The organism is Lysobacter enzymogenes, assembly GCF_023617245.1.
Classification (GTDB): domain Bacteria; phylum Pseudomonadota; class Gammaproteobacteria; order Xanthomonadales; family Xanthomonadaceae; genus Lysobacter; species Lysobacter yananisis.
In genome coordinates this window covers 3,095,802-3,108,727 of sequence record NZ_CP067396.1, presented here as the reverse complement: position 1 = coordinate 3,108,727, position 12,926 = coordinate 3,095,802, and the positions used below count along the sequence as shown (strand labels likewise).

Sequence of the window (12,926 nt, the reverse complement as noted above, 5' to 3'; positions counted from 1 at the left end):
CATCCGCATGCGAGCCGATATCCACAGCGTATTGAAGACCTGGGAACGCGAGAACGAGACCACCCTGGAGGTGTTCTCCCGGGTGCCGGAAGGGCGCAACGAACAGACCGTGGTGCCGGACAAGGGCTGGACCCTCGGCGGATTGGTCTGGCACATCTGCATCAGCGAGCGCTGGTTCTGCGCCGAGGTGATGGGCGCGCAGCCGGCCGGCGACAACGAGGTGCCGGCCGACGAGATGCCGGCGACGGTCGCGGAGATGACCGCGGCGTTCCAACGCTCGCATGCGGCGCTGATGCAGGCGGTGGCGGAGCAGGGCGAGGACTGGGTCGACGAAGCCGTCGATTTCTACGGCAACCCGTGGACGCGCATGGAGCTGCTGAACCTGATGCTGCGCCACGAAGCGCATCACCGCGGCCAGCTGAGCATCCTGATGATGGTCGCCGGCGGCCAGCCGCCGACGATCTACGGCGCGCCGGGGATCAACCTGGAAGACGCGCTGTAACTATCGCGAAGGCGGTGTCGCCTTGTAGGAGCGGCGCGAGCCGCGACCGCGAATCCGCGACTACGGCGAAGGTTTCGTCGCAGTTGCGGATTCGCGGTCGCGGCTTGCGCCGCTCCTACAGGGAGTCATCGCGACAGCGCGGGGCTCAGTCGAGGAAACGCATCACCGCGTCGCCGACCTGGTCCATCTGTTCGAGCTGCGGGATGTGCCCGGCGTTGTCGACCAGCAGCGTACGCGCGCCGCCGATGCGCGCGGCGAATTCCTCGGCGTAGACCGGCGGGATCATCCGGTCCTGCCGGCCCCACACGATCAGGCTCGGCGCGCTGATCCGGTGGATGCGCCGCGCCAGTCCCTTGTCGGGGATCGGCCAGGTGAACTTGCCGGCGCAGGCCAGCGCCCAGGTCTTGCGGATCACCCGTTCGATCGCCGCGTCGCGATCGCGCGGCACCGCGAACATGATCTGGCCGACCAGGCCGTCGGGCTGGGCCACGGTGCGCTGCGGCAGTTCCGCGGCCGGAATCGACCACCAGTTCGGCACCGGATGATCGTCGCGCCACAGTCCCGCCGGCGCGATCAGCACCAGCCGGCGGATGCGCGCGCGCGCGTGCGCGGCCAGTTCGGCGGCGAACATGCCGCCGATGGAATGGCCGGCCACCGCGACCGACTCCAGCCCGAGCGCGTCGAGCAGTTCCTCGAAGTAGAGCGTGAGGTCCCAGATGTCGCGCAGTTCGTCGATCTCCTGCTCGGCGCCGGGGCTGGTGCCGGGGAAGTCGGGCGCGTAGACGGTGTAGCGCTGCGCGAGCCGGTCCAGGAACGGGTCCCAATGGCCGCTCTCGCCGTGCAGGAACAGCAGCGGCGGGCCGCTGCCGCACACGTCGACGCGGGTGTTGATCCGGCCGTTCCATGCGCGCACCACGCGTTGCTCGATGTTCATGCGCCCACCCATCCCGGCTGCGCCGGCGCCGCCGGCGCGTTGCGCGCGCCGCGCAGGCGCTGCGGCCACCAGCGGTTCTCCCAGCCCTCGTCGTCCCAGATGCCGCGCAGGTGCGGCAGCACCTCGCTGCAGAACAGGCGGATGTTCTTGAGCGTGAGTTCGTGCGGCATCGAGCCGATCTGCAGCAGCACCATCAGATTGCCCACGCGCAGCTGGCGCACCGATTCGGCCAGCTGCTCGCGCACGGTCGCCGGGCTGCCGGCGATCACCAGCTGGTTGTCGACGAAGTCCTTGAACTTGAACTGCGGAATCCGCGAACGCACGCTGTTCACCTGCGAGACCTGGTTGCGGATGGTGTTGACCATCGAGCGGTAGTCCTGGTGGCCGGGCGGGGTGAACTCGGGCGCGACGTGCTGGGTCTTGTCGTAGAAGTAGCGGATGTGCTCGTAGTAGTCGCGCTCGGCCTGTTCGTCGGTCTCGGCCACCGCCACCAACTGCAGGAAGCCGGTGCGGTAGGGATTGGCGTCGTGGCCGTTGCGGGCGGAGAACTCCCAGAACTTGTCCATCACGCTCTTGCCGAAGCGGATGCCGTGATAGGACAGGAAGCAATAGCAGTAATCGTGGCGGGCGGTGAATTCCCAGGTGCTGAGGCTGCCGCTGCCGGGCACCCAGATCGGCGGGTGCGGGTCCTGCATCGGCCGCGGCCACAGGTTGACCATCGGCAGCTGGGTGTACTTGCCGTTCCAGGCGAACGGCTCGCGTTCGCGCCAGGCCTTGAGGATCAGGTCGTGCGCTTCGTAGTAGCGCTCGCGCTGCTCCAGCGGGGTGATGCCGTAGCAGTAGTTGGCGTCGAACGGCGTTCCCAGCGGCATGCCGGCGACGATGCGGCCGCCGCTGATGCAGTCCAGCATCGCGTACTCCTCGGCGATGCGGATCGGCGGCTGGGTGTTGGGCAGGGTCGCGCCGAGCTGGATGCAGGCCACGTCCAGCTCGGCGGTCTGCCGGGCCAGGATCGCGCCCATCAGGTTCGGGCTCGGCATCATGCCGTACGCGTTCTGGTGGTGCTCGTTGACGCAGACGCCGTCGATGCCGCAACGCGCGGCGTAGATCAGTTCGTCCAGCGACTGGTTGTAGAACCGGCCGACCCGCTCCGGCGTGGTCAACTCGTGCCAGGGCACGTCGACCCAGACCGAGCGATGGCGCTGTTCGAAATCCGCGGGCAGGTCGCGCAGCGGCATCAGGTGGAACATGGAGACCTTCATCGGCCGCCGTCCTGGCGGCGGGCCGCCCGGGCGGGCGACCTCGATGGGTGCGGCTTGGCTTGCATGGACGCCTCCGTCGGGGGATCGGCGCGGCCGCGCGTACGCGGCCGGCCGCGGGTTCGGGTGCGGTTTAGCGGCTCAGGAGTCGCGCTTGGCGTTCGGCCGCGAGTCCGGATGGGTGTCGGGCGAGTCCAGCGACCAACGCATGTTGCGGGCGAAACCGCCGTAGGTGTTGACCCAGCCGTTGGTGAAGTCGTGCACGCTGAACTCCGGGCGCTGCGGCGCTTCGTCGCTGACGAAGGTGCCGGCCGGCGGGCCGATCTTCGCCACCAGCGACTCGATCAGCTGCGGGTCGAAGCGGTAGAAGCGCGCGGCGTTCTCGCCGACCATCTTGCGCCGATCGTCGTCGCCGACGGTGGCGAAGGCCTGGCGGATCTCGTCCCAGGAATGCGGCCAGCCGCCTTCCACGTGCGGATAGTCCGCGCCCCACATCACCGTGTCGAAGCCGAGCCGGCGCGCCTGCTGGATCTCGTCGAAGGTCGCCGCGGTCGCCGCCGCGGCGCAGTTGCGCGCCCACGCGTCCTTCGGCGACAGCGACAGCCACTGCTTCGGCGCGCGGCCCATGCGCAGCCAGTCGTTGTGGTAGACGTGTTCGAGCAGCTCGATGAAGTTGGGCAGCCAGTCGATGCCGACCTCGGTGTAGACGAAGCGCAGGTTCGGATGGCGCACGAACACGCCGCCGAACATCAGCTGGGCGAGGATGCGGCGGCGGAAGAAGCCCAACTCCAGGATCGCCAGGGTCTGCGAGGCGATGTTCTGGCCGTAGATCTTCGGCGGATCGCCGCCGTGCGAATGCACCGCCATGCCGAGTTCCGCGCACACCGCCCACAGCGGATCGAACACCGCCTCGTGGTACGGCGGGTAGGTCTCGTCCGGCGGCGGCAGGACGATGCCGCGCAGGCCGGCCGCATAGGCCCAGCGCACGTCGGCGACCGCCTGCCAGATGTCGAACGGCATGATCATCGCCACGCCCTGCAGGCGCCCGCCGCTGGCGGCGCAGAACTCGGCCAGCCAGCGGTTGTGCGCGCGCGCGCCGGCGGCGCGCAGTTCCGGATCGCGGATCGGCACCGGGTGCTCGCCGAAGAAGCCGCCGAACGGGAACGAGTTGAAACCCTGGCCGTCGGGGAACAGCACTTCGCCGATCACGCCCTCGGCGTCGAGCTCCCTGAGCCGCACGTCCAGGTCCCAGGCGCCGCGGATGCGCTCCTGCATCTCGCCGTTGCCCGGATCGGAGTAACGGTGCATGTGCGCCTGGTACATCAGCGGCGTCTGCTTGGCGTTCTTGCCGGCGGTCAGGAAGCCCTTGCGCAGCAGGGCCAGCTGTTCGAGTTCCTCGTCGAACGCGGCGTGGTGCTTGCGCTCCAGGTAATCGCGGTACTGCGCGGTCGGCAGGCCCGCGTGCCCGTCGACGGAAATCAGAGTGTAAGGCTTCATTGCTGTCGCTCTCCTGGGAACGTGAAGTCGCAAGGCTTGCCGGCGGCGCCGCTCAGCCCACGCGCATGCCGTCGATCGCGGCGTAGCCGCCGCCCTGGTACTTCGGTTGCGGTCCCAGTCCCGCGGGCACGGGGTAGGGGATGAAGGTGTTGTAGGTCAGCCGCGCGTTGCGCGTCGACAAGGCCTGGATCGGCGAAGTGTCGACGATGGAATGGAACTGCCAGGTCGGGTAGGCGACCATGCGGTTGAAGCGCGCCGGCACGAACTTCAGCAGGCTCCAGTGGTTGTCCTCCTCCAGCGAGAACAGCCGGCGGGTCGAGGCGGGGTTCTCCAGGATCTGCTTCTGCGCCTCGGCCATGCTGGCCGCGCGCAGGCGCACGCTGGCCTTGCGGAACGGGTCGATGAAGTTGAGCCCGAACAACTGCTCGATCTGCGCGGCCTGCAGCAGGTCGCCGAGGAAGAAGGTCTTCAGGTCGGTCGGCCGGTGCTTCCAGAACGCGGTGCCGCGGTCGTAGCCGGCGCGTTCGTCGTGCTCGAACAGGTAGGTGACCACGGCGATCCACGAGAACGTGTCCACGTGCTGGTCGATGTAGCCGTTGCGCCGGGCCACCTCGTGGTCCATGCCGAACACCGAGTAGGTCGAGTGCGGGACCAGGTCGGCGACGGTCAGCGGCGGCGGCCAGCCGCGCGACCACAGCCGGTCCAGGAACAACTTGCCCAGGTCCTGGATCAGCCGCTTCTCGCCCGACATCTGCGCGGTGGCCTGCCAGCCCGGGTAGTACTCGTTCGGCCCGGGCGTGTGGAAGCGCGACGCCCAGGCGCACTCGCGCACCCGGTGCGGGTCTTCCAGCGCGTTGTCGATCACCAGCATCGGCAGCCCGCCGGGGCCCTCCAGCTCATGCCAGGCGATGCTCGCGTCCTTGCTCAGCGCGACATCCTCGGCGCCGGCCCGCGGCGGCTGGGAAAACATTACGGACATGCCCGCTCCCTGTTCGGCATCAGCGTTGCGCGGCCTGCGGCCGCATGACCAGGCAGCGTTCCGCCCAGAGTTCTTCCATCGTCGGCATGACCTCGTCCAGCGCCAGGCCGGCCTCGCGCGCGAGCTGCTCGATCGGCGCATCGCCGATGCGCTTGAGCAGGCCGAAGATCGGGGCGGGCAGGGGCTTGCAGGTTTCGCCGTTCCATTCCGCGCGGCGCAGCTCGAAGGTGTCGCGCACCTCGCCGTCGTCGTCGCGCTGGCGGCGTTCGTGCAGGCGCACGTGGTTGGGCAGCTGCGGCACCAGGGCCGAGCGCTGCGCGCCGTCCTTCTTGGTCAGCACGAAGTCGCCGACCACCAGCGCCTGCAGGCCGGTGGTGAGGAAGCACTCCACCGCGTCCTCGAGCGAATCGACGATCGGCTCGATGTTGTTGTTGAACGAAGTGTTGAGCACCACCGGCACGCCGGTGCGGCGGTGGAACGCGTCGATGACCCGCCAGAACCGCGGGCTGTCCTCGCGCGAGACCGTCTGCACCCGCGCGGTGCCGTCGACGTGGGTCACCGCGCCGAGCAGTTCGCGCTTGTCCGGCTGCACGTTGAGCACGAAGGTCATGAACGGGAAGCGGGTGGCGCCGGCCGGCAGCTCGAAGTAGTCCGCGGCCTGTTCCTCCAGCACCGCCGGCGCGAACGGACGGAACGATTCGCGGGTCTTGATCATCTTGTTGATCAGGCCCTTGAACTCGGCCGGGCGCGGGTCGGCGAGGATGCTGCGGTTGCCGAGCGCGCGCGGGCCGAACTCCGAGCGTCCCTGGACCCAGCCGATGACCTTGCCGTCTGCGATCAGCTCGGCCGCGTCCTCTTCCACGTTCGCGCTCGGCGCGATGTCGAGGAAGTCCGACCAGGCGCGCAGGCGGGTTTCGACCGAATCGCTCTCGCCGAGCGGCGAACCCCAGTAGACGTTGCGCAGCCGCTGCGGCCGGTGCCGCGCCTCGCTGCGGTGCACGCTCAGCGCCGCGCCGAGCGCGTTGCCGCCGTCGTGCGCGGCCGGGTGCACGAATACGTTGTCGAACAGGCCCGAGCGCAGGATGTTGCCGTTCATGGTGCAGTTGTGGGCGACGCCGCCGCCCAGGCACAGGTCGCGCAGGCCGGTGCTGGCGCGGTAGTGGCGCAGCGCATGGAACACCACCGTTTCCAGGGTCTGTTGCAGCGAGGCGGCGAAATCCTTGTGGATCTGCTCGATCGGCTCGCGCTTTCGCCGCGGCATCAGCTGCGCGTACATGCCGTCGAGCAGGTGCGGGTGCAGCCGCCACTGGCCGTCCGGCAGCAGTTCGTACATCGCCTCGAACTGGGCGCGGAAGCGCTCGGGATCGCCGTACGGCGCCAGTCCCATGACCTTGTATTCGTCGAACATGCGATAGCCGAGGAAGCCGATCGCCTGCATGTAGAAGTGGCCCAGCGATTCGGGAATCGGCACCCGGTGCAGCAGCTCCAGGCCCTCGGCGCTGCCCTTGAGGGTCAGGCCGGCCTCGGTGTCGCCCTGGCCGTCGATGGTCATCACCAGCGCCCGCTCGAAGCCGGACATCTCGAAGGTCGCGGTGGCGTGGGCGATGTGGTGGGGGACGAAGCGCACTTTCTCGCGCGGCACGTCCGCGCCGAGGTAGCGCCGCCATTGCGCGCGCAGCGCGTCGGCGACGTCGAGCGCGTGCTCGGCCGACGGGTCGGCCAGGTACATCCGCCGCAGCAGGCGCTCGGCCGAGCCGGACATGTACGGAATGGCGATGCGGTCGATCTGGTCCAGGCCGACGCCGGCCTGGTCCATGACGAAACGCGCCGCGCGCAACGGCGCGGTGTAGGAATGCTTGATCCGGTTGAGCCGCTCCTCTTCGATCGCGGCGATCACCTCGCCGTCCTTGAGCAGCACCGCGGCGCCGTCGTGGGTCTGGGTCGGCGAACCGGCTTCGAACTCGGTGCTCGGACCACCGTAAAAACCTAGTATCAACATGTGCGGATCCCGTTTCCTTGCGTTCCTGGCGTGGCGGGGACAGCTGATTCAGCGATAGCGCATGGGCGAAGCGTGGCATCCAACGGCGACGGCGGCGAAGCGGTGCGGCGAAACGGACCGGCGTGTGCGCGGCGGACGCCCGCGCCTGCGGCATCGGTTCGGGATCAGCGGCGGATCGGCCCTCGCACCGGGGTCAGGCCTGCGAAGGCGGAGCGGGGTGGGCGGCGCGCGGCTTCTGGCTCCACCACCACGCCACCACCGGCGCGCAGGCCCACAACGCCGCGAACGGGATCGCGCTGGACAGCGCCGGCGGGTTGATCCGGCCGATCAGCCAGACCACCGCCACCGCGAACGCCGGCGAGATCCACATCATCCGCAGGTACTGGCCCAGGCTCGGGCCGCGCCGCGCGGACATCACGCTGGAGGCGGTCCACTCCAGCAGCTTGCGGTGCGAGACCAGCATGCGGAAGCTCGCCCGCACCGCCGCGTCGAACGCGGTCTGGGCCTGGTCGACGCCGAAGATGAAGCTCGCCGAACGCAGCGACAGCCACGACCACACCCCGCGCACGACCGAGCGCAGGCTGCCCGAGAGCAGGTTGCGCGCGATCCCGATGCACAGGCCGACGGCCGCCGGCACCCAGGCGATCGCCAGCAGGTTCAGCGTCCACAGCCCCGGCTCGGCCGAGCTCGCCCAGCCGAGCACGAAACACAGCAGCGAGGCGATCGGCAGCACCATGCGCAGCGCGTTGTGGAAGATCTTCCAGCGCCCGAACAGCGATAGCGTGTTGCGCACGCGCGCGCCCGAGGCGTCGCGCACGCTCGGCAGCAGCCACGGCAGCAGCTGCCAGTCGCCGCGCATCCAGCGGTGGCTGCGGCGCATCGCGGCGTGGAAGGTCGGCACGAAGTTCTCGCGCAGGACCACGTCGCTGACCACGCCGGCGCGGACCATGCCGCCTTCGAGCACGTCGTGGCTGAGGATGGTGTTCTCGGCGATGCGGCCGTGGGTCAGGCGATGGAACATCGCCACGTCGTAGATGCCCTTGCCGCCGTACGCGGCCTGCCCGAACAGGTCCTGGTCGATGTGCACGGCGGGTTTGTCGGCGCGGTAGTCCTTGCTGGTCTCGATCTCGATCATCGCGTGGATCATCAGCTCCAGCCGGCTCGGCGCGGAATCGCGCGACAGCGAGATCATCGCGCGCGGCTGCAGCACCACGTAGCCGGCCTCGACCCGGGTACCGTCGGCGTCGAGCACCGGGCGGTTGAGCGGATGGGCGATCGCCGCGGCCAGCTCGCGCAACGCGCCGGCGGTGAGGTCGTCGTTGTCCTCGTCGAGGGTCACCACGTACTTGCTGCCGACGGCCTTGGCCAGGTCGCCGTGTTCGACCTGGAACGGCGAGGGGCCGCCGAGCAGCCAGGCGTTGAGTTCCTCGAGCTTGCCGCGCTTGCGTTCCCAGCCGATCCACAGGTTCTCGCCGGGATTCCAGCGTCGCGGCCGGTGCAGCAGGACGAAGCCGCCGCCGTGGCGCGCGTTGAGCGCGTCGATCTGTTCGCGCGCTTCCTGCAGCAAGGCCTCGTCGCCGTCGACCCGCTCGCTGGCGGCGTCGACGAAGTCCGACAGCAGCGCATAGCCCACGCCGGTGCCGGGATTGCTCTGGTGCAGGCGTTCCAGCGCGCGCGCCAGCGCGGCCACGCCCTCGCGCGAGACCAGCAGGCAGGGGATCGCGACCAGGGTCTTGGCCTCGGCCGGGATGCCGTCGCCGAAATCCAGCCGCGGCATCCGCCGCGGCAGCAGCAACTGCGGCAGGTGCAGGTTGATCCAGCTCTGCACGATGTAGTTCGCGTACAGCGCCGCGCAGGCCGCCAGCAGCGCCTGGCCGTACCAGGGCAGGGCGATCTCGAACAGCCACACCGAGACGATCCCGAACGCGGCGCAGATCGAGTACACCGCGAGGCAATAAGCGAGCACGAGGCTGGAGGTGGAGTGCAGGCGCAAGCGCTCGCGCCAGTTCAGTCTCGCGCCGAGCGCCGCGGCGAGCTCGCGCACGCCGATGTCGGTGAGGAAATAGCCCACGTGCGCGCGGCGGTCGCCGCTGCCGTGGCGTTGGCCGCATTGCTCGGCCAGATCGAGCGCCAGTTGCGCGGTCTGCCGCGCCTCGCGGCCCGAGCGCCGGGCCCACATACGCACCCGTTCGCGATAGTCCCGACGCGATAGCGCGTCCATGCGGGGATAAGCGCCGATGGGATCGCGGCGAAGAATCGCGTCGACACCGTCCTCGACCTCGACCGCGCTTCCTGCCGCTACGTCCAAGTCCACCCACGACCTCCGCTGATGCCTGTCCGCGGATGATTTCTCGCGGAATTAGTGCACTTGAGACGCTGGAAAGTTCTTCACCGAATACTCCCTAAATCCACCGGCATCGTCAACCTGACAGTTTTCGATGAATCGGGCGGGAAAGCGAACTGCGTCCATGATCGTTGATCGCTCGATGCGATAGGCGCCGCGTCGGGACGCGATGCGCGCGCCTTCACGACTGCGTCGGCTGGATCGCCGAGCGCACCGGTTCGTCCGGCTTCTGGCTCCACCACCAGGCGATGAACGGGGCGGCGGTCCACAGGCACGCGAACGGCAGCGCGCTGGCCAGCGCCGGCGGGTTGCTCCAGGCCAGCGCGCACATCAGTGCGACGGCGAACGCCGGCGAGGTCCACATCATCCGCAGGTACTGGCCCAGGGTCGGATCGCGGCGGGTGGAGATCACGCTCGACGCGGTCCATTCCAGCATGTGCCGGTGCGAGACCAGCATCCGGTAGCTGCAGCGCAGCGCCGCGTCCAGGTTGGTGTGGGCCTGGTCGACGCAGAAGATGAAGCTGGCCGAGCGCAGCGACAGCCACGCCCACATCCCGCGCGCGGTGTCGCGCAGCGGCTGCGACGGCAGCCGGCGCGCGGCCGACCACAGCAGCTCGATCAACGCCGGCAGCCACGCCACCGCGAGCAGGTACGAGGTCCACAGCCCCGGCGTCGGCGAGCGGGCCCAGCCGATCGCGAAGCACAGCAGCGAGGCGGCCGGGAACAGCATGCGCACCGCGTTGTAGCCGATCTGCCAGCGCCCGAACGGCGACAGCGCATTGGGGATCCGCGCGCCCGCGGCGTTGCGCACCGTCGGCAGCAGCCACGGCAGCAGCTGCCAGTCGCCGCGCATCCAGCGGTGGCTGCGGCGCACCGCGGCGTAGTAGGTCGGGGTGAAGGTGTCGCGCAGGACGATGTCGCCGACCACGGCCGCGCGCACGGTGCCGCCTTCCAGCACGTCGTGGTTGAGCGTGGTGTTCTCGCCGACGCGGCCGTGCATGATCCGGTGGAACGCGGCCACGTCGTAGAAGCCCTTGCCGACGAAGGGGACCTGGCCGAACAGCTCCAGGTCCGCGTGCGGCGGCGGCTCGTGGTCGGCCGCCGGCTTGCCGGTCTCGATGTGGATCATCGACTGGACCAGCGTTTCCAGGCGGCTGGGTATGGAGTCGCGCGACAGCACGATGGTCGCGCGCGGCTGGACCAGCACATAGCCCGCCTCGACCCGCACGCCGTCGGCGCCGAACACCGGCCGGTGCAGCGGGTGCTGCATCACCGCGGCCAGTTGCTGCACCGCACCAGGAGTGAGGTCGGAGTTGTCCTCGTCGAGCACGAATACGTAGCGGCTGCCTGTCACTTTGGACAGGTCGCCGTGGGCGGTGTGGAACGGCGAGGGCGCGCCGACCAGCCAGGCGTTGAGCTGTTCGAGCTTGCCGCGTTTGCGCTCCCAGCCCATCCACGCGCCTTCGCCGGGATTCCAGCGGCGGGCGCGGTGGAGCAGGGCGAAACCGCCGCCGTAGCGGGCGTTGAGCGCGTCGATCTGGGCGCAGGCCTCCTGCAGCAGGGCTTCGTCGCCGTCGGCGTGTTCGCCGGGCGCGTCGACGAAATCCGACAGCAGCGCATAGCCGGCGCCGGCGCCGCGGTTGTCCAGGTACAAGGCCTCCAGCGCGCGCGCGAGCTTGTGCGCGCCTTCGCGCGAGACCAGCAGGCAGGGCACGGCCACCAACGTCTGCGCCTGGGCGGGCAGGCCGGCTTCGAAATCCAGGCGCGGCAGCCGCCGCGAACGCAGCAGGCGCGGCATCGACAGATTGATCCAGCTCTGCACGATCGGGCAGACGTACAACGCGGCGATCAACACCATCGCTGCGCGGCCGTACCACGGCAACTGGAAGTCGAACAAGCGCACCGACAACAGCCCGTACAGCAGGCACAGCGCGAAGAACGCGCTGTAATAGCCCAGCAACACTTGCCAGGACGGCCGCAGCCGCACGCGTTCGCGCCAGTCCAGGCGCGCGCCGAGCGCGGCGGCGAAGTCGCCCAGGCCGCGGTCGAGCAGGTAGTAGCCGACGTGGGCGCGGCGGTCGCCGGCGCCGTGGCGCTGGCCGGCCTGCGCGGCCAGTTCGAGCGCGACTTGCGCGGCCTGCGCCGGCGTATGGCGCGAGCGCCGCGCCCAATCCTCGATCCGCGTGCGGTAATCCTGGCGCGAGCGCGCATCCATGCGCGGGTAAGTGCCGTCGGGGTCGCGGCGCAGGATCGCGTCGATGTCCTCTTCGGCCGCCGCGGCCGCGCCGGCCTCTCCCGCAACTTCCACCGCCATCGAAGCTTTCTCCTGATTGCCGCGCGCAGCGCGTCGGGCCGGGCCGGCGCGCGCTGCGCCGATACGCGGCGTTGGACTATCCGTGGGTCGACATCCGTGTTGCGGGGCAAGAAGAAAGCGGGTCGGGCTTTTGTTCGTCTCGGGCGCGCAAGCGCGCACCGATGCTTGTTGCGGCGACTGCTGTATTGCGGGGAAACGACGATCCCGGGGCGGGGCTCAGTCCGCCGACTTGTGCGAACAGGCCAGCACGTAACGGCGGATGAAGCGCGCCAGGTACTCGGGATTGAAGAAGATCGGCGCCGAACGCCGCGCCCGCGGCGTGCTCGGCCCGGGCGGCTTGTGCGCGGCCTTGAACCGCCGCACCGAGCGCAGGAACGGGGTCCAGCATTGTTCGGTCGCGTCGACGACCTCGGCGCGGGCGAAACCGGCGGCGAGGATCGCGCGCTCCAGTTCGGTCGGGTCGCTCATCGCGTTGGCGTTGGGAATATGCGTGCGCACCGACGTGGTCTGCGGCAGCGGCGCCATCAGGATGTCCGAATGCACCAGCCGTCCGCCCGGCTTGAGCACGCGCAGCGCCTCGCGCAGGAACGCCGCGCGGGTATCGAAATGGAACGCGGCCTCCACGCACAGGATGTTGTCGAACGAGGCGTCGGGAAACTCCAGCGCGGTCGCGTCCATCACCCGGAACTCGCAGCCCGGCGCGTTGTGGCGCGCGCGTTCGAGCTGGCGCTCGGAGACGTTGATGCCGACGATCTGCCGCGGCGCGAAATGGCGCAGCAGGTGGCGGCTGGAGGCGCCCAGGCCGCAGGCGACGTCGAGGATGCGGCCGTCGCGTCGGTCCGGCGGAATGAACTCGAGCAGGCGCGCGACCAGGGCCTCGGAGGCCTGCGACTGGTTGCCGGTGTCGGCCGACCAGAAACCGAAATTATAGAAATCGCTGGAGCCGTAATAGGCCTCGATCACCGCGCCCTGCATGGCGGTGTCGTAACCGTCGATCATGGCGCGTTGTGACATGCTTGTCTCCGACGGTCGCCTTCGCCGCGCGAGTATTGCATGGCCTCCGGACGCTCACAAGGCACTCACAAGACGCAGTCGCGC

9 protein-coding genes are annotated in these 12,926 nt (G+C 69.5%); 1 reads left to right on the top strand and 8 read right to left on the bottom strand.

The window, feature by feature from the left end; translation table 11 throughout:
• The first annotated feature begins 7 nt into the window (after positions 1 to 7).
• Positions 8 to 502, top strand: coding sequence for a DinB family protein (locus JHW41_RS12940; protein ID WP_078995605.1), 495 nt, complete (start codon positions 8 to 10; stop codon positions 500 to 502).
• A gap of 145 nt (positions 503 to 647) precedes the next feature.
• On the opposite strand, the gene JHW41_RS12935 is transcribed toward JHW41_RS12940, so the two are convergent.
• The 8 genes from JHW41_RS12935 to JHW41_RS12900 all read right to left on the bottom strand — a co-directional run bounded on the left by JHW41_RS12935 (position 648) and on the right by JHW41_RS12900 (position 12,842).
• A complete protein-coding gene (locus JHW41_RS12935) occupies positions 648 to 1,436 on the bottom strand; it encodes an alpha/beta fold hydrolase (protein WP_057947593.1) in 789 nt (262 codons plus the stop codon).
• Positions 1,433 to 2,698, bottom strand: coding sequence for an LLM class flavin-dependent oxidoreductase (locus JHW41_RS12930; protein ID WP_057947594.1), 1,266 nt, complete (start codon positions 2,696 to 2,698; stop codon positions 1,433 to 1,435). The genes JHW41_RS12935 and JHW41_RS12930 overlap by 4 nt, the downstream gene beginning before the upstream one ends.
• Positions 2,699 to 2,836: 138 nt before the next feature.
• Complete coding sequence (locus tag JHW41_RS12925) at positions 2,837 to 4,192, bottom strand: amidohydrolase family protein (RefSeq protein ID WP_250442465.1); 1,356 nt, start codon at positions 4,190 to 4,192, stop codon at positions 2,837 to 2,839.
• A 52-nt stretch (positions 4,193 to 4,244) separates the two neighbouring features.
• The gene (locus JHW41_RS12920) at positions 4,245 to 5,171 is read right to left on the bottom strand and encodes a DUF6445 family protein (RefSeq protein WP_250442464.1); all 927 of its coding nucleotides are present in this window, start codon (positions 5,169 to 5,171) and stop codon (positions 4,245 to 4,247) included.
• A 19-nt stretch (positions 5,172 to 5,190) separates the two neighbouring features.
• A complete protein-coding gene (locus JHW41_RS12915) occupies positions 5,191 to 7,170 on the bottom strand; it encodes a carbamoyltransferase family protein (RefSeq protein WP_250450775.1) in 1,980 nt (659 codons plus the stop codon).
• 193 nt (positions 7,171 to 7,363) lie between these two features.
• Entirely contained in the window at positions 7,364 to 9,484 is a 2,121-nt protein-coding gene (locus JHW41_RS12910) for a hypothetical protein (protein WP_250450773.1), read from the bottom strand.
• Between the two features lie 211 nt (positions 9,485 to 9,695).
• Entirely contained in the window at positions 9,696 to 11,828 is a 2,133-nt protein-coding gene (locus tag JHW41_RS12905) for a hypothetical protein (RefSeq protein WP_250450771.1), read from the bottom strand.
• A 216-nt stretch (positions 11,829 to 12,044) separates the two neighbouring features.
• Complete coding sequence (locus tag JHW41_RS12900) at positions 12,045 to 12,842, bottom strand: class I SAM-dependent methyltransferase (RefSeq protein ID WP_250450769.1); 798 nt, start codon at positions 12,840 to 12,842, stop codon at positions 12,045 to 12,047.
• Positions 12,843 to 12,926: the final 84 nt, after the last annotated feature.

Bases quoted from the DNA above. Each gene is read 5' to 3' on its own strand.
- JHW41_RS12940 (WP_078995605.1), top strand. From the start codon at position 8: ATGCGAGCCGATATCCACAGCGTATTGAAGACCTGGGAACGCGAGAAC.
- JHW41_RS12935 (WP_057947593.1), bottom strand. From the start codon at position 1,436: ATGAACATCGAGCAACGCGTGGTGCGCGCATGGAACGGCCGGATCAAC.
- JHW41_RS12930 (WP_057947594.1), bottom strand. From the start codon at position 2,698: ATGAAGGTCTCCATGTTCCACCTGATGCCGCTGCGCGACCTGCCCGCG.
- JHW41_RS12925 (WP_250442465.1), bottom strand. From the start codon at position 4,192: ATGAAGCCTTACACTCTGATTTCCGTCGACGGGCACGCGGGCCTGCCG.
- JHW41_RS12920 (WP_250442464.1), bottom strand. From the start codon at position 5,171: ATGTCCGTAATGTTTTCCCAGCCGCCGCGGGCCGGCGCCGAGGATGTC.
- JHW41_RS12915 (WP_250450775.1), bottom strand. From the start codon at position 7,170: ATGTTGATACTAGGTTTTTACGGTGGTCCGAGCACCGAGTTCGAAGCC.
- JHW41_RS12905 (WP_250450771.1), bottom strand. From the start codon at position 11,828: ATGGCGGTGGAAGTTGCGGGAGAGGCCGGCGCGGCCGCGGCGGCCGAA.
- JHW41_RS12900 (WP_250450769.1), bottom strand. From the start codon at position 12,842: ATGTCACAACGCGCCATGATCGACGGTTACGACACCGCCATGCAGGGC.